Source organism: Paenibacillus sp. J31R98, from assembly GCF_056269245.1.
The window spans coordinates 59159-82521 of sequence record NZ_JBWDNO010000001.1; the positions used below are offsets into that span (position 1 = coordinate 59159).

General features: G+C 49.6%; 20 protein-coding genes. 13 read left to right on the top strand and 7 right to left on the bottom strand.

From position 1 onward, the window contains the following. Positions 1–149: 149 nt before the first annotated feature. The 4 genes from AC0YNX_RS00225 (at position 150) to AC0YNX_RS00240 (ending at position 4094) form a co-directional block, all read left to right on the top strand. On the top strand, positions 150–878 hold the full coding sequence (locus AC0YNX_RS00225) for a (Fe-S)-binding protein (protein ID WP_475813650.1): 729 nt from the start codon (positions 150–152) through the stop codon (positions 876–878). Then, entirely contained in the window at positions 875–2416 is a 1542-nt protein-coding gene (locus AC0YNX_RS00230; RefSeq protein WP_475813651.1) for a LutB/LldF family L-lactate oxidation iron-sulfur protein, read from the top strand. Before AC0YNX_RS00225 ends, AC0YNX_RS00230 begins: the two co-directional genes overlap by 4 nt. Continuing rightward, positions 2409–3140 carry a LutC/YkgG family protein gene (locus AC0YNX_RS00235; protein ID WP_475815141.1) on the top strand — a complete coding sequence of 244 codons (732 nt, stop codon included), beginning with the start codon at positions 2409–2411 and terminating at the stop codon, positions 3138–3140. Before AC0YNX_RS00230 ends, AC0YNX_RS00235 begins: the two co-directional genes overlap by 8 nt. Before the next feature lie 246 nt (positions 3141–3386). Beyond that, complete coding sequence (locus AC0YNX_RS00240) at positions 3387–4094, top strand: FadR/GntR family transcriptional regulator (RefSeq protein WP_475813652.1); 708 nt, start codon at positions 3387–3389, stop codon at positions 4092–4094. Between the two features lie 87 nt (positions 4095–4181). On the opposite strand, the gene AC0YNX_RS00245 is transcribed toward AC0YNX_RS00240, so the two are convergent. Then, positions 4182–4457 carry a DUF2277 domain-containing protein gene (locus tag AC0YNX_RS00245; RefSeq protein ID WP_475813653.1) on the bottom strand — a complete coding sequence of 92 codons (276 nt, stop codon included), beginning with the start codon at positions 4455–4457 and terminating at the stop codon, positions 4182–4184. Between the two features lie 327 nt (positions 4458–4784). Between AC0YNX_RS00245 and AC0YNX_RS00250 the strand changes: the two genes are divergently transcribed. The 8 genes from AC0YNX_RS00250 to AC0YNX_RS00285 all read left to right on the top strand — a co-directional run bounded on the left by AC0YNX_RS00250 (position 4785) and on the right by AC0YNX_RS00285 (position 16072). Next, positions 4785–5459 carry a DNA-binding response regulator gene (locus AC0YNX_RS00250; protein ID WP_475813654.1) on the top strand — a complete coding sequence of 225 codons (675 nt, stop codon included), beginning with the start codon at positions 4785–4787 and terminating at the stop codon, positions 5457–5459. Between the two features lie 953 nt (positions 5460–6412). Continuing rightward, the gene (gene cls / locus AC0YNX_RS00255; RefSeq protein WP_475813655.1) at positions 6413–7861 is read left to right on the top strand and encodes a cardiolipin synthase; all 1449 of its coding nucleotides are present in this window, start codon (positions 6413–6415) and stop codon (positions 7859–7861) included. Between the two features lie 26 nt (positions 7862–7887). Beyond that, a complete protein-coding gene (locus AC0YNX_RS00260; RefSeq protein ID WP_475813656.1) occupies positions 7888–8598 on the top strand; it encodes a GTP pyrophosphokinase in 711 nt (236 codons plus the stop codon). A gap of 280 nt (positions 8599–8878) precedes the next feature. Beyond that, positions 8879–10669, top strand: a complete 1791-nt coding sequence (locus tag AC0YNX_RS00265) for a sensor histidine kinase (protein ID WP_475813657.1) — start codon at positions 8879–8881, stop codon at positions 10667–10669. After that, positions 10662–12218: a response regulator gene (locus tag AC0YNX_RS00270; RefSeq protein WP_475813658.1), complete on the top strand. Its 1557-nt coding sequence runs from the start codon at positions 10662–10664 to the stop codon at positions 12216–12218. The genes AC0YNX_RS00265 and AC0YNX_RS00270 overlap by 8 nt, the downstream gene beginning before the upstream one ends. A 126-nt stretch (positions 12219–12344) precedes the next feature. Then, entirely contained in the window at positions 12345–13310 is a 966-nt protein-coding gene (locus AC0YNX_RS00275; protein ID WP_475813659.1) for an ABC transporter permease, read from the top strand. Between the two features lie 11 nt (positions 13311–13321). Next, entirely contained in the window at positions 13322–14230 is a 909-nt protein-coding gene (locus tag AC0YNX_RS00280; protein WP_475813660.1) for a carbohydrate ABC transporter permease, read from the top strand. An 87-nt stretch (positions 14231–14317) separates the two neighbouring features. Next, positions 14318–16072, top strand: a complete 1755-nt coding sequence (locus tag AC0YNX_RS00285) for an ABC transporter substrate-binding protein (protein ID WP_475813661.1) — start codon at positions 14318–14320, stop codon at positions 16070–16072. An 87-nt stretch (positions 16073–16159) separates the two neighbouring features. Here the strand turns inward: AC0YNX_RS00285 and AC0YNX_RS00290 are convergent, their stop codons facing one another. The 5 genes from AC0YNX_RS00290 to AC0YNX_RS00310 all read right to left on the bottom strand — a co-directional run bounded on the left by AC0YNX_RS00290 (position 16160) and on the right by AC0YNX_RS00310 (position 21819). Next, the gene (locus AC0YNX_RS00290) at positions 16160–17872 is read right to left on the bottom strand and encodes a PP2C family protein-serine/threonine phosphatase (protein ID WP_475813662.1); all 1713 of its coding nucleotides are present in this window, start codon (positions 17870–17872) and stop codon (positions 16160–16162) included. A gap of 288 nt (positions 17873–18160) precedes the next feature. After that, positions 18161–18460 carry an STAS domain-containing protein gene (locus AC0YNX_RS00295; RefSeq protein WP_475813663.1) on the bottom strand — a complete coding sequence of 100 codons (300 nt, stop codon included), beginning with the start codon at positions 18458–18460 and terminating at the stop codon, positions 18161–18163. A 22-nt stretch (positions 18461–18482) separates the two neighbouring features. Then, positions 18483–20207 (bottom strand): methyl-accepting chemotaxis protein, encoded by a 1725-nt coding sequence (locus AC0YNX_RS00300; protein ID WP_475815142.1) that lies wholly within the window; start codon positions 20205–20207, stop codon positions 18483–18485. Between the two features lie 40 nt (positions 20208–20247). Continuing rightward, complete coding sequence (locus AC0YNX_RS00305) at positions 20248–20661, bottom strand: ATP-binding protein (protein ID WP_475813664.1); 414 nt, start codon at positions 20659–20661, stop codon at positions 20248–20250. 294 nt (positions 20662–20955) lie between these two features. Next, the gene (locus AC0YNX_RS00310; RefSeq protein WP_475813665.1) at positions 20956–21819 is read right to left on the bottom strand and encodes a helix-turn-helix domain-containing protein; all 864 of its coding nucleotides are present in this window, start codon (positions 21817–21819) and stop codon (positions 20956–20958) included. Between the two features lie 119 nt (positions 21820–21938). Here AC0YNX_RS00310 and AC0YNX_RS00315 point away from each other — a divergent pair, with 119 nt between their 5' ends. Then, positions 21939–22718 (top strand): arylamine N-acetyltransferase family protein, encoded by a 780-nt coding sequence (locus AC0YNX_RS00315; RefSeq protein WP_475813666.1) that lies wholly within the window; start codon positions 21939–21941, stop codon positions 22716–22718. A 3-nt stretch (positions 22719–22721) separates the two neighbouring features. Here the strand turns inward: AC0YNX_RS00315 and AC0YNX_RS00320 are convergent, their stop codons facing one another. Continuing rightward, positions 22722–23327, bottom strand: coding sequence for a DedA family protein (locus AC0YNX_RS00320; protein ID WP_475813667.1), 606 nt, complete (start codon positions 23325–23327; stop codon positions 22722–22724). Between the last annotated feature and the right edge of the window lie 36 nt (positions 23328–23363).

Here is a 23363-nt window from a genome sequence, read left to right on the forward strand (position 1 = left end):
AGAGGCAGTTCAGGACGGGGAAGTCGTCTTGGGCTGCTTTTTTAATATGAGGAAGATGACGAGCTAGACGTTTTTCTTATTGTCAACATGTCTGACAACCTGATAAAATGATAACTATAAAACGAGTTCAAGCGAGGTGCTCAGTGGGCGTGAAAGTGTCATTATTTATCACTTGTTTAAGTGATGCGTTATATCCGCGAGTCGGTGAAGCAATGGTTCGGCTATTGGCTAGGTATGGCGTGCAGGTGGAGTTCCCGAAGGTTCAAACCTGCTGCGGGCAGCCGGCGTTCAACAGCGGCTATTGGAAGGAAGCAAGAGAGACAGCGGGCACGATTCTGGAAGCGTTTGAGGATTGCGACTTTGTCATTTCCCCATCGGGCTCCTGCACAGGCATGATTCATCATTATCCGAAGCTGTTTGAGCATGATCCGGTCATGCTTGAGAAGGCTGTAAAGCTACAACAGAAGTCGTATGAGTTCACGCAATTCCTTGTGCAGGTGCTTGGCGTAACGGACGTCGGCGCAGCGTTCCCGCATAAAGTGACATACCACCCATCCTGCCACGGAAGCCGTCTGCTTGGCGTGAAGGAGGAGCCGCTTCTGTTGATGGAGCAGGTGAAGGGGATGGAGCTTGTGCCGCTTCCTTTTGCCAATGATTGCTGCGGGTTCGGGGGGACGTTCGCTGTGAAAATGTCCGATATTTCCGGCGCGATGGTGACGGAGAAGACGGATCACGTGCTGGAGACTGAGGCAGAGGTGCTTGTGGGTCTCGACTTGGCGTGCCTTATGAACATTGCGGGCAACCTGCGTTACCGCGACAAACCGGTGCGGGTTATGCACCTGGCAGAGCTGCTATATGAAGGAGTGAAGGGCGCATGAGCGGAGGGGCGACGGCGAACTTGGGAACGGTGAAGGAACGGGCGGATTTGGCGCTCAATAATGATTTTCTGCGCAAAGCAGTGAAGTTCACGACGGAGCGTCTGCGTTCGGGCAAGGAGAAGGCGGCGTCTGATCATGGTAATTGGGACGATTGGCGTGAGCGTGGGCGGCAGATTCGGCTGCATACGATTGCTCATCTGGACTACTACTTGAATTTATTCGTAGAGAATGCTCGGGCAAACGGTGTCCATGTTCATTTTGCAGAGACGGCTGCTGACGCCGTGGAGATATCGCTTGCCATTGCGAAGCAGGTCGAGGCGCGCAGCGTTGTGAAATCGAAGTCGATGGTTACTGAGGAGCTGCATCTCAACCACGCGCTGGATTCCATCGGAGTCGAGGCGATTGAGACGGACCTTGGCGAATATATTATTCAATTGGCGGGCGAGACACCGTCGCATATTATCATTCCGGCGATTCATAAGAACCGCTATCAAATTGCTGAGCTGCTCTCAGCCGATGCAGGCGAGACGCTCGCACCGGATACGCAGATTCTTGCCGGATTCGTGCGTCGCAAGCTGCGCGAGAAGTTCCTGGAAGCGGATATCGGCATGACGGGGTGTAACTTTGCGATAGCGGAGACAGGCTCGATGGTCTTGTTCGAGAACGAAGGGAACGCTCGCATGGTCACAACGGTGCCGAAGACACAAATTACGTTGATGGGCATGGAGCGGATTATTCCTTCCTTCGAGGATCTTGAGGTTATGGCGACGCTACTTCCGCGTTCAGCAACAGGGCAGAAGCTGACTGTCTATATGTCCGGCATTAGCGGACCTCGGCGTGCGGTAGATGCGGATGGTCCGGATGAGATGCACATCATCATCGTGGACAACGGACGTTCGCTGCAGCTTGGCGATCCGGAGTTCCAAGAGCTGCTGAACTGCATTCGCTGCGGCGCATGTCTGAACGCTTGCCCGGTTTACCGTCATATCGGCGGCCATGCCTACGGCGGCACATACAGCGGTCCGATCGGCGCGGTGCTAACGCCTGCACTGAAGAAAAATGTCGCCGAATGGGACGATATCGCCAACGCATCGAGCCTATGCGGCGCTTGTTATGAGGCTTGTCCGGTGAAGATCCCGCTGCATGAGATGCTCGTTTATCTGCGTCGGCGGAAGCTGGAAGCAGGTCGCGGCGATAAGCTGGAAGCGCTCGGGATGAAAGGTTTTGCCGCTGTAATGAAGAATTCGAAGCGCTTCGGTGCGGTGCTTAAGATCGGGAAGCTCGGGCAAAAGCTGGTCGTGCGTGACGGCGGCATCCGCATGAAGGTCGGTCCGTTGAAGGGCTGGAACTCGTATCGCGTCACGCCGAGCATGCCAAGCGAGTCGTTCCGCGAGAAGTGGCCGACGATGGAACAGGAAATTCGTCATGGCCTTACGGAGATGGATCCGGCGATGAAGAGCCGTATGGAAGAGATTCTCCGTGAGCGGCAGTCTGGCGGCAGCGGTAAAGGAAACGGGGGGCACGGGCATCATGGCTAATAAGGAAGCGCATCAGCAGTGGCTTGCGGAACAGACGGCCAAATCGAAAGAGAAGCAGGTCAGCTTTATTAACGGAATTTCAAGCAAGCTTGGTCGGGCGAGGTCGGTAGGAGCGCCTGCGCATCCTTTTCGCGGGGCGCCTGAGTTCTGGCGGGAGTTCGAGTGGCCGGTAGATGAGCGGGCGGAGAAGTTTATGGAGAACTTCCGCGCGGTCGGCGGGCATTCGCTACGGCTTGGCAGCATGGAGGAAGCAAAGCAGTTTGTGTTGGAGAAGGCTGCGGAGCTAAGCGCCAAGTATATCATTCGGCAAAATCAACCGGAGCTCGCGGAGATGGATCTCGAGTCTGCGCTTCCAGAGGCTGTCGTGTCGGTGTGGAACAGCGATCCGGAGGAATTGTGGAAGGCTCGTGCGGCTGAGGCGGATTTCGGCGTTGTTGTTGTCGATTATGCAGCAGCTTACACAGGCTCGATGACCGTGTTATCATCGAAGGATAAAGGGCGTTCGGTCAGCCTGCTGCCGACGGTGCTCATGGCGATTATTCCGATAGAGCGTCTGCGCACACGGCTTGGCGAAGTGCTGGTGGAATTCGACCGCGCTGGACGCGAGCAGCTGCCGGCGGGGATTCATTTTATATCGGGACCGAGTCGTTCGGCGGATATTGAGAATGACCTAACAATTGGCGTGCATGGACCGGGCGTCGTGTATGCGATTATTGTGGGTTAGAAGTGACTGGATGGGAAGGGAAGGAATGCAAGGAATTGCAAGGAATGCAAGGAATGCAAGGAATGCAAGGAATGCCAGGTATCGCTTTGTATGAGCTGCCCTTCTAGCGCTTAGAAGCCAATATCGGCACACGTACCCCACTTTGGCGAACATTGCCGTAATCCGGATATTGTCTCACTCGGATGCGCACATTACCCCTTTTTCGCGCGGCACGGCACGAGAAGGTTATAGAAGGGATATTATTCGATGGAAATTACGAAGCTATCGAAACGGAATCATTACGAGGAGATTGCGGAGCAGATCAAGCGGCTCATCGTGGATGGCAAGCTCAAGGTCGGCGACAAGCTGCCCTCGACGAAGGAGATGAGCGAGCAATTCGGCGTCGGGCGCTCAACGATGCGCGAGGCGCTAAGCGCGCTGAAGGCGATGGGCTACATTGAGATTCGCCAGGGTGGCGGCTGCCGCGTGATCGATGTCGCGCCGGTTGCAGTGGAGCTGCCTGAGCTGGTGTCGTTGCGAATGAATCGCGAAACGCTGCTGGAGCTGCTTGAGGCGAGGCAATCGCTTGAGGTTTCGAACGCTTCGATTGCGGCGGTGAAAGCAACGGACGCGGATATCGCCGCGCTTCGCTCTCTTGTAGCGGAGATGGAAGTGGCGATCGGCGATGATGCGGAGGGAGAGCGGACCGATCTTCTGTTTCATAAGACGCTCGCGGAGGCGACGCATAATTCGATTATGCTGCGGCTGTTCGAGTCGATCGTGAGCCAGCTTGAGCTCGCCATCCGCGAAATCCGCCGCGTTGAGATTTATGCGAACCGCTCCGTGGCGGAGCGGCTGTACCGCGAGCATCTCGCTGTCTTCGAGGCGATCGAGCTCCGTGACGCCGCTCTCGCCGGCGAGCGGATGAAGTTGCATCTCGAGCATGTGATGAGCAATTTGCTCAAGGTGTTGTAGGCGGTTTGCCGAAATGTATCGGCTTAGCAATTAAGAGAGGCTGTCCATACGGTTAGGCAATTCTGCCGGCGATGGTCAGCCTCTTCTCTATAGCTTGGGTCCGAAGCGCTTGATGTTTCTCACGCGGGCACGGACGATCTCGATCTCGCGATTGCGCGGCTCGGCGTTCGTCACAAGGGAGTCGAGCAGCTTCTTGGCGACGGCGGTCACGTCCTCGATGGCAGCATGGAACGCAGCTTCGTTCGCCTTCGATGGCGTATTGAAGCCGGACAGCTTGCGCACGAATTGAAGTGCAGCAGCATGAACCTCCTCATCCGTAGCAGGCGGGTCAAAATTAAACAGCGTTTTTATATTGCGGCACATGGTCAGCAGTCCCCTTTGCAAAATGAATTTGATTTCATCTTACTATATGGCTGGGGGACAAACCAGCTTGAGAGTGGTAATAAACGCGGCAACGCGTGAACGCCCGCACCCCGCACCCGCACCCGCACCCGCACCCGCACCCGCACCCGCACCTCGCACATACCAATACCTCAGCGCCTCTAACTAATACTAGCTCGTTCGCCAACTCATCGGTTATAATAGTCGCAGTATTGCTTTGTACCAACTAACTAATTAGTCCTGAAGCACAGGCTGTTTGTCCGGATCATCCGGGCAGGCAGCCTTATTTTATTTTTTGGAGGTATGAGGATGGAGAATGGGTTTGAACAAGCTTATGCATTGATGATGGAATCAGTTGCGAATAGGAGCAGTGAAGAACGCAAACGGAGGCTAACAGAACATGATCAAGCGGAGAAACTTTTCCTCAAGAATGTCTGGTGGCCAGCCGTGGGTAGCTTGGATTACTTGCATCCTGAGTATGAATTGCAGGATCTAAAGGGCGGAGCGAGGTTTGCGGATTTTGCATATTTGCCTCCGCTGCCATATCGGCTGCTCATCGAAGTCGATGGCTTTGGTCCGCACTGGCGCGATATTAGTAGATGGCGCTTCGCAGATGATCTCCAACGTCAAAATCATCTGCTCATCGACGGCTGGCATTTGCTCCGTTTCGCTTACGACGAAGTAACGGAGAAGCCTCGCCGCTGCCAGCAGACGTTGCTCATGGCGCTTGCCAAGTGGGGAGGCATTACGCGGGGGATCGAACATAACTTTGACGTTTACGAGCGTGCTCTCCTGCACCTGATGCAGCAGCACTGGGGCGAGATTAGTCCCATGGCTGCAATGGTGAAATTGGGAATTAGCAAAAGGAGAGCTATAGAAGGATTGAAGTCATTAGTAAGTAAAGGGATATTGAGCCACGTGACATCACCGAAGGGAAGGAGTATGAGGTATAGGTTTTCATCCTCCAATTGGATTAACAGCTAACGAATGTCTATCCACGTGTCATACACCTAGTGGAGACGCAGCCAAACCAAATCGGCGAAAGAGTGACCCGTAAGAAGTAGCTAAATCGGCGAAAGAGTGACCTTGAGGGATACACATCGGGTAAGAAGTAGCTAAATCGGCGAAAGAGTGACCCTGAGGGATACACATTGGATTAGAAGTAGCTAAATCGGCGAAAGAGTGACCCTGAGGGATACACATTGGGTTAGAAGTAGCTAAATCGGCGGAAGAGTGACCCTGAGGGATACACATTGGAGGAGAAGTAGCTAAATTAGCGAAAGAGTGACCCTGAGGGATACACATCGGGAAAGAAGTAGCTAAATCGGCGAAAGAGTGATCCCTAGGGATACACATTGGAGGAGAAGTAGCTAAATTTGCGAAAGAGTGCCCCTGAGGGATACACATCGGGTAAGAAGTAGCTAAATCGGCGAGAGAGTGACCCCTAGGGATACACATTGGAGGAGAAGTAGCTAAATTAGCGAAAGAGTGACCCTGAGGGATATACATCGGGTAAGAAGTAGCTAAATCGGCGAAAGAGTGACCCTGAGGGATACACATCGGGTAAGAAGTAGCTAAATCGGCGAGAGAGTGACCCTGAGGGATACACATTGGAGGAGAAGTAGCTAAATCGGCGAGAGAGTGACCCCTAGGGATACACATTGGAGGAGAAGTAGCTAAATCGGCGAGAGAGTGACCCTGAGGGATACACATCGGGAAAGAAGTAGCTAAATCGGCGAAAGAGTGCCCCTGAGGGATACACAATTGAGTTAAAAGTAACCAAATGGGCTAAAAGTGAACGTTAGGGATACACATTGAGTTAGGGGTAGCCAAATCAGCTACAATAACCCCAACCCTCCCCCCAACTTTGAACCCCTGCCCCCAAATGGTTTATACTGGAGTGGTATGCACCATCAGGGCGTCATGGGGGAAACAGAGTGGCTATTGATCTGAGTTTCTTAACGATATTGACGGTAGTTAATATACCGCTGGCGATTGTGGTCATGTTCATGGAGCGGCGGAACGTCGGGGTGACCTGGGCGTGGCTGATGGTGCTCTTGTTTCTGCCGGCGGTGGGGTTCGTTGTATACCTTGTATTCGGCCAGAATCTGAGCAAGAAGAAGCTGTACAAGCTAAACAAGCGCACACGCGAGACGATGGCGTCGCTCATCGAGAACCAGCGGCGCGAGTTCCGCGACAATCGGATCATCTTCAACGATGAAGCCGCGGCGAATCACGCGGACCTCATCTACATGAACCTCACGAGCGGCTTCGCGCTGTATACGCAGAACAACAAGGTAGATATCTTCACCGATGGCAACGCCAAATTCGAGTCCTTATTCGACGATATCGAACGAGCCGGCAATCATATTCATCTGATGTATTACATCGTGTCGAACGATTCACTCGGCAACAGGCTGCTAGATGCCCTCACCGTCAAAGCCCAACAAGGCGTCAAGGTGCGCTTCCTTGTCGATGATATCGGAAGTTCGCATCTGCCGCGCCATTTCTTCCGCCGCTTGAAGGAAGCGGGAGGCGAGGTCGCCTTCTTCTTCCCGTCGAAGATCCCGTACCTGAACATTCGCGTGAATTATCGCAACCATCGGAAACTTGTGATCATCGATGGTCAGATCGGCTATATCGGCGGTATCAACGTCGGCGACGAGTACCTAGGCCTTAACACGCGATACGGGTTCTGGCGCGATTCGCATCTTCGCATCACCGGCTATGCGGTCTCCCAGATGCAAGCGCATTTCATGATGGACTGGAATCTCGCTTCCACGGCCACCATCGGCAGAGATGTGCTCGCGCTGTTCCCGCCCGCAGGCGATACCGGCAAAGCAGGCGTGCAGATCGTTTCCAGCGGTCCGAATCAATCGCTCGAACAGATCAAGAATGCCTATATTAAGATGATAAATTCCGCGAAGGAAACGATTTATATCCAGACGCCATATTTTATCCCGGATGAAAGCTTGCTGACCGCTCTGAAGATGGCTGTCCTATCCGGCAAAGACGTGCGCATCATGCTTCCAAGCAAGCCCGACCACAAGATGGTTTATCTCGCATCCTACTCCTATCTGGGCGAGCTGCTGGAAGAGGGCATGAAGTGCTATCTCTATGAGAAAGGCTTCCTTCACGCCAAAATGATTGTCGTCGACGGTCAGATCGCCTCCGTTGGCACGGCAAATGTAGATATCCGAAGCTTTAAGCTGAATTTTGAAGTCAATGCGATTCTGTACGATACGGAAACGGCATGCAAGCTGCAGCGAATATTCGAAGATGACATGCAAGTGAGCCGCGAGCTTACCTATGAAGCCTATCAGCGGAGGTCGACTTATCAGCGATTCAAGGAATCCTGTGTACGGCTGCTCTCCCCAATACTATAAGCGAATCAGGCAGGAGTGAAACGAATATGATGGACAGGCAAATGGTGATGGAATGGGCCAAAATGTTAATGAGCTACAAATTTGCGCTAGATGAAATCAATACGAAGCTGACGATTCTGAACGAGGAACTGCAATTTGTTCATAACTATAATCCGATTGAACACGTGAAAACACGGATTAAATCGCCGGAGAGCATTGTAGAGAAACTGCAGCGCAAAGGGGTAGACGTCTCCAAGGAGAATGCGGCTTACCATATTCGCGATATCGCCGGAGTACGTGTCATTTGCTCATTCACTACTGATGTATACCGAGTATATGAAATGATCCAGAGACAAAGTGATGTCAAGGTTATCGAAGTAAAGGATTACATCAAGGATCCGAAGCCGAACGGGTATCAGAGCCTGCATTTGATTATCGAAATTCCGATCTTCCTCTCCGAAGGGATCGAATATGTCAATGTGGAAATCCAGCTCCGCACGATTGCGATGGATTTCTGGGCAAGCCTTGAGCACAAGATTTATTATCAATTCCATGACGATATGCCGGAGACGATTCGCGAGCAGTTGAAAGAAACCGCGGATATGATCGGCGTGCTGGACCGCCGCATGCTAGGTCTTAAGGAAGAGGTTCAGCGCTTCACGGAGCAAGCCGAAGCGAAGCAAGCCTCATCGCTTGCAATGGGACCCCCGTCCCCAGCTCTGCCTCCAGCACCGCAACCAGCACCGAGTATGAAATAACGCCATAAAATCAACTATTTTGCAATGTAATGATAAGAAAGCCGCACGAGTCAAGGAAAACGAAGCCGACAAGCTTCGTTTACGCGACGGAGGCGGCTTTTTGCATGTTTGTAAAATCACTAATTTTGACATGAAATTTCTTGAAATTACCGCATGTTCAGGTTATACTCAATGCTTTACAATGAAGCATAGACGATTCATCCGCCAGAAATGAAAACGCTTCCATAATTTAGTCGAAAATATCGCTTCATTTCAATATTGAGGGAAGGAACGTGAGGCCTTGTTCCAATCTGTAATTCGTATCATCAATGATTTGAAGCTCCGAACGAAGCTCATCTTGTCTTGTATCGTCGTGGTGTTCGTACCGGTCATGATCGTCGGTGCGTTCTTGACGAGCGAGCTGAGGCATATGGCGCTTCAGAACGCGCAAGAGCAGACCGTGACGAATGTGGATCGGGTGAAGAAGCGGACGAGTGAGATCATCAACGTCTCGACGGACATTTCGTACCGGATGACGTTCGACACCAGGCTTGAAGGGCTTGCCAACAATCAATATGAAACCGTTTACGATGTGGTCAAAGCGTACAAGGATTACCCGGACATTAAGGATTATATAAGACTGTACAAGGAGATATCGAACATTCGCCTCTATGTACATAATAAGACGCTGCTGAACAATTGGGAGCTTATCCAGCCAACTGAGACGATTTCGCAATCGAGCTGGTACCAAACTGCGCTGAAGAGCAGCGGGTTGATCGGTTGGTATTATATGGCAGATGAACGGGATGGCCATAACTATTTGAGCCTCGTGCGCAAGCTCGATTTCATTAATCGTCACACGAGCGGCGTGCTTGTCATCAATGTCAATGGTCGCATGCTGGATTCGATTCTCGGTCAGGAGTCATTCGATACGATGATCGTCGACGATCAGAATCAGATCGTATCCGCGAATCGCCCCGGACGAGTTGGCAAGACGCTCGCCGACATTAATTTCGATCCGCAGGTCATTAACAAGCAATATGGCAGCTTCCAAGCCGTTGTGGACGGACGCTCCTCACAAATTCAGATTGAGCCGATCATTCCGACTTCAAGCTTGAACGGGCTGCGCATAGTATCCGTCTTCTCGATTGAGAGCATCGTGAAGGACGCGAATCAAATTATTATTCTCGCATTGACGGTCATTTCTATTAGCCTCATCGTAGCGATCGGACTTATCTATGGCTTTGCAACGATGCTTTCCAAGCGTATGTTCCGGCTTAGCAAGTATATCTCGAAGGTTGCCACCGGCAACTTGGATGTCGTGCTCGAAATTGACGGCAAGGATGAGATCGGCCAGCTGTCCAGGCAGTTCAATTCGATGGTAGCGAGCATTAATGGGCTCATCGTCGAGGTGCAGGAATCACATGAGCAGAATGCGCAGATTCAATCGAAGCAGAATGAGATCAAGTTTAAGATGATGGCAAGCCAGATTAATCCTCACTTCCTGTTCAACGCGCTGGAGTCGATTCGGATGAAAGCACATCTGAAGGGCGAGAAGGAAATTTCCAACGTCGTCAGGCTGCTTGGCAAAATGATGCGTAAAAATCTCGAGGCAGGCAATCGCACCGTTATTTTGCGCCATGAGATCGAGGTGGTCCGCTGTTACCTGGATATTCAGAAATTCCGCTACGAAGATCGTCTGCGTTATGAGCTTCGCGTTGAGGAAGCGGCGGAACAAGTACCGATATTGCCGCTCATCATTCAGCCGCTTGTTGAGAATGCCGTAATCCACGGGCTTGAGAACCGGGAAGAAGGCGGCATTGTCCGCGTCATTGCGGAGCTGGTGGACGGCATGCTTCATGTCGAAGTCCTCGATAACGGTGAAGGCATGACTCGGGAGAAACTGCAGGCGCTTAATCAGACGTTTGACGATCAGGATGACGGTGAAGGGAGCCGTATTGGACTTCGCAATGTGCATATGCGTTTGAAGCTGTTGTATGGCAGTGAATCCGGACTTGTGATTTGGAGCGAGCCAGGTATCGGAACACGAGTGCAATTTACCATTCCGAAGGGAGAGCATGCTCATGTATAAGGTACTCATTACGGATGATGAACCGATGATTCGGGAAGGACTGCGCACGCTGATTGAATGGGAGGAGCTTGGTTTTCAGGTGGTGGATACGGCTGCGAACGGCAAGGAAGCACTCCAGAAGTATGAGCGCTATTCGCCGCACTTGATGATCGTGGACATTCGCATGCCTGGCATGAGCGGCCTTGAAGTCATTGAGACGCTGAGAGAGCGAGACGAGTCTGTACATGTGCTGATTCTTAGCGGCTATGCTGATTTCGATTACGCGAAGAAAGCCATTGCACTGAACATTGACGGCTACCTGCTGAAGCCGGTTGACGAGGATGAGCTGATCGAGTACTTGCATAAATTAAAGTCTGTCTTTGAGCGTGAGACGGAATTGCAGCAGCGGCAGAACGAGCGCGTGGAATGGGATATGGAGCGTGCGATTCAGACGATTCTGACGAACACGGATGAGCAGCTCACGCTGCAAGATAATGAGCTCGCAGATGCAGGTCTGATGTGGGACGGTTATAACGTCGCGCTCATCAGGCTGCAGCGCGAAGGGAAGGAAGCGGAGCCCGGCGATCGGGCAGCGTTCAAGAAGCGACTCTGCCAATCGTTCGATGAGAAGGGTAGAGGAACGATCTTTATTAGCGAGCTGCATATCGGCCTGCTTGTGAAGGAGAATATGCAGTTCGAGCAGGTCCGCAGAGACATCTACAAGGAGATTGAAGCGCTGGCTGCTGACTTTCAGCTGGAAGCTACGGTTACCGCTGGCGAGCGGGTGAAGAAGTTCTCAGAGATTAACCGTTCATATGAGGAAGCTCTGAGGCTTCTGAATCAGCGATTCTTCTATGAGGGCAATCAGCTTATAACGCAGGCAACAGAGCCAATCTGCAAAGCGGCTGCAGGTGAGCCTGCCCCAGTTGATCATGAGGATTGCGCGGAGATTATTGATAAATTATACTTTGCGCTTGATATCGGCAATGAGGCCGCGATTGACCAGCTGGTTGTAAGCACAGGCCATCACTTCATCGCACGCGGCTGCTCGGAGCAGGTGATTAAGTCGCTGTTCGTGCAGATTCTGACAGGTGTAGTAGGCAAAATGTCGCAGCATGATGCAGACGTATACGCAAGAAGCGGCCAGCTCTCGGTTGCGATTATGGAGATCTACCAGCTCTCGCATTACTCTGCGCTGGAGCAGCATGTCATTCAGCTGTTGAGAGGGCTGAGGGCCTCAGCTCCTCAGGGAGACAGCGCAGACAAGCTGATGCGCAAGATGATCGATCTCATTCAGCGCAACTACGATGAGAACTTGAAGCTGGAGTCGCTTGCCGAAGTGTTCAACTATAACAGCGCTTATCTTGGGAAGCTGTTCAAGAACACGACAGGCGAATATTTCAACACCTACCTCGACAAGGTACGGATTGAGAAGGCCAAAGAGTTCTTGGGTCAAGGAATGAAGGTGTATCAAGTGGCGGAGAAGGTCGGCTATGCCAATGTAGACTATTTCCATACGAAATTCCGCAAGTATGTAGGGAGCTCGCCGTCCGGATTTCGGAAGAAGTGAAATTGTTGCTGTGAAATATGTACCTGGTAATGTTCAATTTTCACATGATTTTGGTCTAAATTGTGATGGTATTGAAAACGCTTTATTTCCTTTATCATGGGTACATACAGCAAGGAGGTAATACGAATGAAAGCGGTAACAGCGGAAGTGGCCAATGCTAAGCGGCCCGTGAAGAAGAAGGCATCGCGGTTCTTTAGCACGATGCTTCAGCAGCGGTATTTGTACTTGATGAGCATTCCTTTTGTCATCTGGGTGTTCGTGTTCAGCTACTTGCCATTATGGGGATGGACGATGGCCTTCCAGAAGTTCAAGCCAGCCAAATCGTTCTTCGAGCAGGATTGGGTAGGGTTTGATTATTTCAAAGAATTGTTCCATGACGATTCGTTCTTCCAAGCGCTGCGCAACACGCTCGCGATGAGCGTAATGGGGCTAATCGCAGGCTTCACGATTCCGATCATCCTAGCCATTCTTCTTAATGAAGTCAGGCAGCAAATGTTCAAACGTGTTGTCCAAACGATCTCTTACTTGCCGCACTTCGTGTCCTGGGTAGTCGCAGCAGGTATCATTTCGAAGATGCTGTCCACCGATAACGGCGTGGTGAACGAGATACTCGTCGGATTGCATCTCATACACGAACCGATTCAGTTCATGGCGAAGGGCAATATGTTCTGGTCGATTGTAACGGCAGCCGATGTTTGGAAGGAAACCGGCTGGAATACGATCATCTACCTAGCGGCAATCGCAGGCATCGGTCCTGAATTGTACGAAGCATCAAGAGTCGATGGCGCGAGCAGGCTGCAGCAGGTGTGGCATATTACACTGCCTGGTATTCGCTCGACAATTATCATTTTGATCATTATCTCAATCGGTCACTTGATCAGTATCGGCTTCGAGAAACAGTTCCTGCTTGGCAACAATCTCGTAAGGGATTACTCACAGACCCTTGATTTGTATGCGCTTAACTACGGTCTAGGCATGGGACGATACTCCTTCGGTACGGCGATAAATATATTCAACTCGGTCGTCAGCGTCATTCTGCTCTTCACCGCTAACGGCATCTTCAAGAAGATTACGAAAGAAAGCATTATTTAGGGGGCGACAAGGTGGCTTCAAACAGAATAGCAGCAAGCGGCACGCCTTGGTCGGACCGCATCTTCGATATCGTGGTGTATGTCGCCATCACGATTGTAACAATCGTAACACTTTATCCGTTCCTGAACGTGCTGGCAATCTCGCTGAACGATTCGACGGATAGTGTGAAAGGCGGCATCACGATTTTTCCAAGACAGTTCACATTGAAGAATTATGATACGATCTTCGCTTTCTCCGGCCTGCTTCAAGGGCTCAAAATATCAATTCTGCGTACGGTAGTCGGTACGATACTCGGACTTATCAGCTCTTCCATGCTGGCTTTCACGCTAAGCCGAGTGGACTTCCAGGGTCGTAAATTCGTCTCAACCTTCCTGGCGCTGACGATGTATGTATCCGGCGGCTTGATCCCGTTCTACATTCTGATTAAGGATCTGCACATGATGGGCACGTTCGCCGTCTATGTTCTTCCAGGCCTGGTCAGCGCGTTCAACGTGTTCGTCATCCGCTCATTCATCGACGGTATCCCGTATGCACTGCAAGAATCGGCGAAGCTCGATGGCGCCAATGATTTCACGATCTACTGGCGAGTTATTCTGCCGCTGACGAAGCCGGCTCTTGCGACAATCGCGCTTTTCCTGGCGGTCGGGCAGTGGAACTCCTGGTTCGATACATTCCTTTATAACGCATCGAATGATAGTCTCACCACGCTGCAATACGAGCTGATGAAAGTCATTCAGAGCACGCAGACGAACGTCGATAACTTCCGCGGCCGCAACATGGTCGAAGTGATGGCATCCATTTCACCTGAATCTGTCAAAATGGCGATTACGATCATCGTTACCGTTCCCATTCTTGTGGTGTATCCGTTCCTCCAGCGTTATTTTGTCAAAGGGATGACGCTAGGTGCAGTAAAGAGCTAATGAACTTCAGCAACACGTAATCTCGGTATCCGCAGGGCAACCTGTTTATACAATATTCATTCATACATAATTAGGAGGGTTTGCAACATGCAAAGAAAGAAAACAACCGCTACGGTTCTGATGTCGGTAACGCTGCTTGCAGGACTGCTTGCAGGATGCGGCAGCAACGATACGTCGAACAGCGAAACAAACAAAAGCAACAATACGGCTACAGCAAATTCGGGAAATGCTACGGATGATGCGAATGCAAACAAAGACGCAGCTGCGGCAGATACTTCTCCGATTAATTTCTCATTCTTCGCGGAAGACCCGAATCCGAACTGGAATAACATGCAAGACGATGTGAGTAAAGAACTGACGAAGAAGACCGGCGTTACGCTGGATGCTGAGTTCGCAGTAGGTGATCCTGCCCAGAAGGTAGCACTTATGGCAACAAGCGGCGAATACCCGGATCTAATCTCTGCGAAAGGCGATATCGGCAAGCTTGTTGATGCAGGCGCTGTAATCGATCTGACTGAGCTGATTGACAAATATGCTCCGAATATTAAGCGCGTACTTGGCGACAACCTTGCTCGTGCCAAATATACGAATGCGGATCAATCCATCTATGCCATCCCGACTTGGGCGGCAGTTAATGAGCAGAAATTCGTTGCAGGCGGCGGCTTCGAGCTTCAACACCGCGTCGTGAAGGAAGCAGGCTACCCTGAAATCCGCACGGTTCAAGATTACGAGAACGTCATCAAAGCGTATCTCGAGAAGCATCCAACGGATGAGAACGGCAACAAAAACATCGGCGTATCCTTGAATGCAGATGACTGGCACATGTATATCTCTGTAACGAACCCTGCTGTATCGACAACAGGCGGCTCCGATGACGGCGAATATTATGTTGATCAAGCAACGAATGAAGCGATTTACCACTTCCGTCGTCCGGAAGAGAAAGAATATTTCCGCTGGCTGAACCATATGAACAATATCGGCCTTCTTGACCAAGAAAGCTTCGTTCAGAAGTATGACCAGTACAAATCGAAAGTAGCAACAGGCCGTGTGCTTGGTCTGATTGACCAAGACTGGGATTATAACGATGCACAGCAAGCGTTGAAAACAGCTGGCAAGTTCGATCAAACTTATGGTCACTACCCAGTAACAATGTCCAAAGACATTAAGCAAGCTGACTTCTGGCCAACAGGCTTCATGGGCGGCTATGGTATCTCCATCTCCAGCACTTGTAAAGATCCGGTTCGTGCAATCAAGTTCTTGGATTACCTGGCATCCGACGAGTTCCAAGTCCTCAACAACTGGGGTATTGAAGGCAAGCACTACAAGATTGAGAACGGCAAGCGCGTAGTCCCACAAGAAGTTCAAGACCGCATCAACAATGATAACACGGCATTCACGAAAGAATCCGGTATCGGCTTCTACTGGAACATGATGGTTCACTACGGCGATGGCGCGAAAGACGAGTCCGACAACTACTACACGAAGAACTTCCCTGAACAGCTCGTAAACGGCTACAGCAGCGCAGAGAAAGAAACGTTGGCGGCTTACAAAGCAACAACGTGGAAAGATCTGTTCCCGAAAGAGGATGAATTCAAGATTAAGGCATACGGCGCAGCATGGAACATTCAAATTCCAGGCGAAGACGAAGTATCCATCCTTGGCACGAAAATGAAAGACATCACTTGGAAACGCATCCCGCAAGCGATCTTGGCGAAACCAGCTGACTTCGATAAAATCTGGGATGAGTACATGGCTGAGCTTGATAAAGCAGGCGTGAAGAAAATGGAAGAGGGATACACAAAGTATGTTCAAGATCGTGTAGCACTCTGGAGCTCGAATTAATAAGAAAAAGCGGTGCAGAGAAATCTGCATCGCTTTTTTTGTGTGTATCGCAACCGCTGCCGCCGCTAACAAATCGTAATGACGTTATTAGCCCAGAAGCTCAACCGTCAGCACGGTTATGTCGTCAGTATTGTCTGTACAAGCATCCAGCAAACCGACTGCCCGTTGCCTTAGAGAAGCAAGTTTGCTAATCATGCCTTCTCTTTGCATGTACTCGTGCAAGGTATCTTCCGCTTCTTTGGGATCGGGAGCAATGGTATCCAAGAAACCGTCGGTATACAGTACGATTGCGGCAGGAACGGTATACGAGTAACATTTCTTCTCGACTGGCATTTCTGCATAGAGACCTACCGGAATGGATGTGGAATCAAGCAAGCGGAAACCATGTGTATCGAGCCACAATCCTGCATTATGCCCGGCATTGATATACTCGATGGTTTTCTTCTCCGAATCAATCAGGACATAGATCGCTGTGAAATAATGATGTAAACTGTCTTCCTCATCATTCTGAAAAAGTTCGATCATATGCTGATTCAACTCGCGTATCATATCTTCTGAACTTCGTTGCTTTAGAATCAAATCCTTGAGCAAAGCGCGAAGCGACATTCCAATAAGCGAAGAAGACACCCCATGCCCCATGACATCGATCAGCATAATTCCGTACCGATGCTCATTAATCTTGAACCAGCAATACATATCGCCCGATAGTACCGAGGATGGCTTATATAACGCTTGAATGGACACATGCTCATCCGAATAAGGTGGAGACAGGACACTATGCTGCACTCGACGGGCCATATCCAGATCATTCGACAATTGCATCTCAATCTCTCTTTGTAAGGTCGTGTCATGGAAGGTTCCGGAGAAACCTGCAATCCTTCCTTCTGTATCCTGCTGCCTCCGCAAGATGAGCTTAGCCCAACGAATTTCTTGATCTTTCCTAACAAAACGCAAATCAACGGAAATATTGTTCATACTGGATGTATGCAAGATATGGATGGACTCTAGCATCACAGACCAATCTTCTGCATGTACATATTGGATGAAGCGCTTGCCTATCGTTTCTTTAATCGAGAAGCCTGTATGTTCCCGCCACGCTTGGTTTAGGAAGTTAATATTCCCGGTCTGATCGATATGGAAAATAACTTCCGTAACCGTATCCACAACGTCACGATACTTCTCTCTGCTTGCTTGAACGATTGCAAAGAGGTTCCTGTTCTCCAAATACATAACAATTTGCCGAATGATAATCAAGCTGGTTGCAAGCAGAGCGCAGAAACGGGCAACCGGAGATGAATGCTCCAAGTTGAAGCTCAAATATAATTGGACCAGGATAAATGAATATTGAATAATCATGAAGAGCAATTGATTTTGTTGTCTGCTCCGATGTCTCTTCGTCGTTACACCGGTCTTCATTGGGTATCTAGACTCGATCAGCCCAGCAGCGCTATTAAGAAGGATCGCGATGATCCAGAACGCAATAATCGAGCTTGCAAAAGCGTTAAAAGGATTACCTGCACTCATTTCATGGAATTGAAGCGAGTCACCTAGAACTAGGAACAACGCCGACAATGCGTTAAGCAGATGCGGTTTATGTCCAATCGGAGCTTTGGGCAGGAAATAAAGCATAATCGTTCCGAATAATATCGAGAAATCGCAGCCGAGATTACCGAAAGCAAACCAAATGCCCGCTTGACCTAGTATATCAATGTTTTCGAGCGAGGAGTCGAAGATCCCATACCACAAAGCATAAATGGACATTTCAGAGAAAATGGCAATATCCAGCAAGATCAATCCCATTCGGGACCGTTTTCTGACGAAAGTAAATATCCTAAAGCAGACAGCAAAGAAATAGATAGACTTGCCTAGAAAATAGATGCCTTCCTCTACAAGCTGAGCAGAAGGAGAGTACACGCTTGTTTTAAGCAGGATGTACCATTTGAGCGGTATTACCGAACAAAGGAGAACTCCAATTAACGTGAGGACCCAGAATCGTCTCTCAGTGCCTTTCAGCTTTCGACAAGGCACGAGAAATCCAAATAAGGAAATGATGATAGCGGCGAGAAGAAGCAGAATATGCACCATTTGCTACTCTTCAATAGAGAGTACGCGATTTAGCCGTGTCATTTCGAATAGTTCTTTGACACTGCCATTCAAGTTTCTAATAGACAAGCGACCGTTCTTAGCAAGAACCCGTTTGTGAATGGCAACGACAACTCCGAGGCCGGAGCTATCAATGAAATTGACTTTCTTGAAGTCAATGACAACGGAGCTGCATTCTCCTTTTAAGGATTCAAATACTCTCTCGCGAAGCTGCGTTGCTTCTTCTACGTAAATCTTCCCCGATAATTGAACATGGACTGTTTGATCTTGAATGTGAATTTGCATAATTCTTCAGATCCTTCCCGCGCTATACTTTAAAGTTAGCCACTTGAGCTTCAAGCGCAATTGATACGATGTTCGTTTCCTCGCTTGTAGCGGATATGGTCTCCATAGCCGCCAGCATTTCTTCAGAAGATACTGCAACCTGCTGTGCTTTGACAGCCATATTCTCAATTGATTTACCGAAATAATCAATGATGGCTACAATTTTCTCCGAGCTTGCTACTTCGTCCTCGGTTACCTCGGCTATTCCGTTAATCTCGTGCACCGTTGAATGGATGACTGCGAGAATATTGCTGAGTGCCTCATCCGATTGATTGACAGTAATAACGCCTTTCTCTACTTCAAGGCTGCTTTGTTCTGTAGCAGCTACGACACTGGCGGTGCTAAGCAATATTTTCTTGACCAACTCTTCAACCACAGCCGTTTCTTTGGCCGATTGCTCGGCCAGATTTCTTACCTCATTGGCGACTACGGCAAATCCGCGACCTTGTTCACCGGCTCTAGCTGCTTCAATAGCCGCATTCAAAGCGAGCAAATTCGTTTGACTGGATAGATTCTTGATGGAGCCGGTTATATGACTAATTTCATTTAAATATTGACTGAGTGTTTCCATGCCTGATGTGACTTCCGATGTTTTCTGCTGGATGTGCCTCATGCTTGCAATGGTTTCAGAGATTCTCTCTCTGCCTGCAGCCGCAACATTCAGTGTTTCAACAGAGTTTTGAGCAGCGGACATTGCCTTGACCTTCGCTATTTGTATTAATGAAGACATCTCTAGTATGACCTGAGAGGATTCCACAATAGCTTCGTTTCCGTTCTGTGTATCTCGCGCGACTTCCTGTATTTCGCGAGAAACGAAATCGACCGAACTTACTGCGTCTTGAGTCGAAGCTGCTGCTTCGTGAGAATTAGCCGTTAATTCAACAGCGGATCTCCGAATCGCAGTTACCATTTCGCGCAAATTGTCTGTCATAATTCGGAATGAAGCTGCCAGCTCACCCACTTCATCCTTGCTTGTCACAATGATAGGCTCGACAACCAGATCGCCTGACGCCACTTTCCTTACATTTCTTGTAATAGCCATGATCGGAATACTAATTCGACGAACAAGATAAATGGCGAGCAAGCATCCAATAATCACAATGATAACCGCATAAATAATCGAATTTTTCATTTTACTGAGGTAGTAGTCGCGACTCTCTTGTGCCGCATTACTTGCGCCTTGTTCTTCTGATTTAATAAGCCTGCTCAAGGAGCTCTGCATGCTCTTGCCTTCATCGTCAACTTGACGCATCGTTGTTATCAAGATATCGGTGTACATCCCTGCTCCGCCACGCATTTGGAATTTATCAGCAAGCTGCAGGAAGGCTTCTCGTGAGGCTGTGAAACGTTGTAATGAACGATTGAATGCGTTGAAATTACCGCGTATTTCGTCTGATTCAATATTTTTCTCATAGCTACCGAGTTCCGTGTTCAATTGCTGCTCTGTCCGTTCAATGTCTTGTTTAATCGATTCGCCTACTTTAGGATCATCTTCAATCACATATTTGAAATCCAATCTCTGCAAGTGCTCGGTTAAGAATTGAATGCGATTGACTTGCTCGATGCCAGGTATCCATTTCTTCACGATGGCTTGCTGATGACTTTCCATCGTGTGCATTCTGAGGATTCCAAGCAGGACGGAGGCGCACAAGATGAGCAAGAGGAGCCCGAATCCCAAATATAACTTTGCCCTAACTGAAAATTTCATAGTTTTCACCCTATTCATTATTTTGATATCATGCACATCTTTAACGATCAGGAATTTCCTTCATTAATAGAATCTCGGTTCCTTGTTTGTTGTAGACTACCGTATCGAACACACTGCACATAATCTGGATCCCCCTTCCAGATTCCCTCAGTTCATCCTCGTCCCAGTTCTGCCCCGCAGCCCTTTGCAAATAGGCGGCTGCAGAGAAGCCCGGTCCTGCATTAGCGATCCGAACGATGAAACGATGATTGTTCATAATCATGACCCTCACGGTTACCTTCGTATCTCTCTCCCTATAGTTCATGGCATTTTGAAGCGCTTCGTTAAGTGCAACTTCGACTAGTAATCCTCTCTCGGTAAACGCGTTATGCGCGAGAGCGCCGAGCGCTTCCCTAACAGAAGGCAAGTCCTCGGCGCTGTTGAAAGCTCGATCATATAACTGCTTTACTGGCATTCAAACACCTCATTAGCGTGTTGGTTATTTCGATTGCATCACAAGAATCAGCAAATAGAACAAAGAAAATGGGAAGTTTGGGAAGGAGAGTGCCATTCAAACACTATAAAATAAGAAGTTTAAATGAAGTCGAACTGCTCATTGCGCTATTATTTATTTTTCAAATGCTTGATTAATACTTCTCATTTCATAGATAAACCATCATCAATTTCAGCCAAATAAAAAGACCGTTTCCCAGTGGATTACTGAGAAACGGCCGCAGCCTAAAGATGTCTTAATCGAATTTATCTATTACTATTCTTGCTTATGCCGATACTCCCGAGGTGTCACGCCGGTATGCTTGCGGAACATCCGGTTGAAGAAGCTGATGTCGCCGAAACCGACCTCAAGCGCGATGTCGAGCACCTTCTTGTCGGTTGTCTGCAACAGATTCGCGGCATGGCGCACTTGAACGGTATGTTTGTAATCGACGAGGCTGAGTCCTGTCGCTTCTTTGAACTTCGAAGTAAACGAGGAGACGCTCATTCCGCATAGCTGACTGAGCTGCTGCAGCGTGAACGGCTGGTAATAGTGAAGCTCCACATAGTTGACGATGGACTCCATCCACGCTTGATCGCTGATGACGGAGGGCTTCTGCGAATTGCGATTCTCCTGGTGATAGCGGCTTAGCCAGACAAGGCATTCAATCCAGCGCGTCTTGATCATGAGCTGATAGCCTTCGCGCCGCTGGCGGAATTCATCTTCAATCGTCTGCAGATGGGACTGGATTTGCAGCCTCTGCGAGGGTTGAAGCGGGTGGTACGGGATGAAGGATTGGCTTTTGCGCAGAAAAGGAACGAGATAGAAGAAGCCCACGAACGACGGCATCTGCTGCAGCACTTCCATCTCCTGCTGAAGGAAGGAGGCATCGAAGAGCACGTTATACACGGTTGTCTCCTTGTCCGGCGAACAGGTGTAGCTGTGATACACGTTCGGCTCTACAACGAAGACATCTCCGGCTGCAAGCTGGTAAGTATGGCCGGACATTTCGTGGATGGCGGTTCCTTCGACGACGAACACAAGCTCGACGAACTCATGGGTGTGCGTTGGGATATGCTCTCCCCGAGCAATCGTATATCGATGGATATGGAACGGAAAATCATCCTGCTGAAAAAACATGTCCCCTCTATAAACAGTCACTCGTTTCTCGCATCCTTTTACACACGGTTTAGTGTTGATTATACGCAGTTCTACGCTATAATGAAACGCAAACAACGATAAAAGGAGTTGCACATAAGATGGAGCAACAGCAACAGCTATCACCGGAAGTTAAAGCTTATCTGGACCGAATCGGCTACTCAGGACCGCTCGATGGAAGCGCAGCTGTGCTTGCGAAGCTGCAGTATTGCCATCTCCATGCGGTTCCCTATGAGAACCTTGATATTTTGCGAGGAATCCCGCTGTCGCTGAACATCACGAACCTCCATGACAAAATTGTCACGCGCCATAGAGGCGGCTACTGCTTCGAGTTGAATGCACTGTTCGGCTGGTTGCTGCGTGAGCTAGGGTATGATGTTACCGATCTCGTCTCGAGATTCTGGCGTGATTCCACGGATACGCCGCCGAAGCGCCGTCATCAGGTATTGAAAGTTATTGTAGACGGTCAGCCGTATCTATGCGATGTCGGTGTTGGCGGAATCGTTCCGAGAGAGCCAATTACGATGAATGCTTATGAGGAACAGCAGCAGGGAGAAGAGATCTACAGGTTGGAGCCGGATGCGCAGTATGGTTGGTTCTTGACAGAGCTGAAGCGGGGCGAGTGGCACCGGATCTACTCCTTTACGGAGGAACCGCAGCTTGCGGGGGATTATGAGTTTGCAACCTTCTGGTGCGAGAATGCGCCGGATTCGATCTTTAGACAGACTCCGATTCTTGCGATTCGGACTAGCGATGGGCGCAATACGGTATTCGGCAACGAGGTTCGTATATTTAAAGACGCAGATGTAGAACTGGTTGCGCCGGAGAACGACGCGGAGTTCGACGCTGTGCTGCTGAAGTATTTTGGCATCCAGCGTTAGCTGTCAGGCTTTCACTTTCCTCATACCGAACAATAGTTTCAGGCTGATGAGAGCAAGAGCGGCAATGGCCCCGTATAGGATAAAAGCAGAGCCGTAATGATGGACGTAATGCTTAACGGTGAGCCACTGCTCCCCAAGCATGTAGCCGACATAGATGAAGACAGAGCTCCAGATGAACGCACCTGAGTAGGCATACAGCATGAACGTGCGAAGTTTCAACCGCGACATTCCTGCCATATAGGCAGTTATATGTCTAAGACCAGGAACGAAGAAGCCAGCAAACAGTAGGAAATTGCCGTATTTGTTCATCCAGCCTTGAGCCCGTTCAATCTTGGCGGGGGACATATGCAGCTTCGGTCCATACTTAAGTAGGAAAGGCAGACCGAACCGGATGCCGATGCCGTAGCTGGCCGTAATGCCGATTGCAGCGCCGAGAAAGGCGCAGAGCATCACCCATATCATATGCAGCGTTCCGTTGTTTACGAGGAAGCCGGAATAGGTGAGCAGCGCTTCATCCGGGACCGGAATTCCTACGATGCCAAGGGCGAGCGCGAGCATAAGTCCTACATAACCATAGCGAAAAATAAGCAGCTCCAAGAGGTGTTCCAAGCGATTTCCTACTTTCGTGAAGACGTGATTGTTATA

Excerpts from the sequence above, each read along its gene's own strand:
- AC0YNX_RS00230 (WP_475813651.1), top strand. The coding sequence starts at position 875 with ATGAGCGGAGGGGCGACGGCGAACTTGGGAACGGTGAAGGAACGGGCG.
- AC0YNX_RS00235 (WP_475815141.1), top strand. The coding sequence starts at position 2,409 with ATGGCTAATAAGGAAGCGCATCAGCAGTGGCTTGCGGAACAGACGGCC.
- AC0YNX_RS00240 (WP_475813652.1), top strand. The coding sequence starts at position 3,387 with ATGGAAATTACGAAGCTATCGAAACGGAATCATTACGAGGAGATTGCG.
- AC0YNX_RS00245 (WP_475813653.1), bottom strand. The coding sequence starts at position 4,457 with ATGTGCCGCAATATAAAAACGCTGTTTAATTTTGACCCGCCTGCTACG.
- AC0YNX_RS00250 (WP_475813654.1), top strand. The coding sequence starts at position 4,785 with ATGGAGAATGGGTTTGAACAAGCTTATGCATTGATGATGGAATCAGTT.
- AC0YNX_RS00260 (WP_475813656.1), top strand. The coding sequence starts at position 7,888 with ATGATGGACAGGCAAATGGTGATGGAATGGGCCAAAATGTTAATGAGC.
- AC0YNX_RS00270 (WP_475813658.1), top strand. The coding sequence starts at position 10,662 with ATGTATAAGGTACTCATTACGGATGATGAACCGATGATTCGGGAAGGA.
- AC0YNX_RS00275 (WP_475813659.1), top strand. The coding sequence starts at position 12,345 with ATGAAAGCGGTAACAGCGGAAGTGGCCAATGCTAAGCGGCCCGTGAAG.
- AC0YNX_RS00285 (WP_475813661.1), top strand. The coding sequence starts at position 14,318 with ATGCAAAGAAAGAAAACAACCGCTACGGTTCTGATGTCGGTAACGCTG.
- AC0YNX_RS00290 (WP_475813662.1), bottom strand. The coding sequence starts at position 17,872 with ATGGGATTGATCTTGCTGGATATTGCCATTTTCTCTGAAATGTCCATT.
- AC0YNX_RS00295 (WP_475813663.1), bottom strand. The coding sequence starts at position 18,460 with ATGCAAATTCACATTCAAGATCAAACAGTCCATGTTCAATTATCGGGG.
- AC0YNX_RS00300 (WP_475815142.1), bottom strand. The coding sequence starts at position 20,207 with ATGAAATTTTCAGTTAGGGCAAAGTTATATTTGGGATTCGGGCTCCTC.
- AC0YNX_RS00305 (WP_475813664.1), bottom strand. The coding sequence starts at position 20,661 with ATGCCAGTAAAGCAGTTATATGATCGAGCTTTCAACAGCGCCGAGGAC.
- AC0YNX_RS00310 (WP_475813665.1), bottom strand. The coding sequence starts at position 21,819 with ATGTTTTTTCAGCAGGATGATTTTCCGTTCCATATCCATCGATATACG.
- AC0YNX_RS00315 (WP_475813666.1), top strand. The coding sequence starts at position 21,939 with ATGGAGCAACAGCAACAGCTATCACCGGAAGTTAAAGCTTATCTGGAC.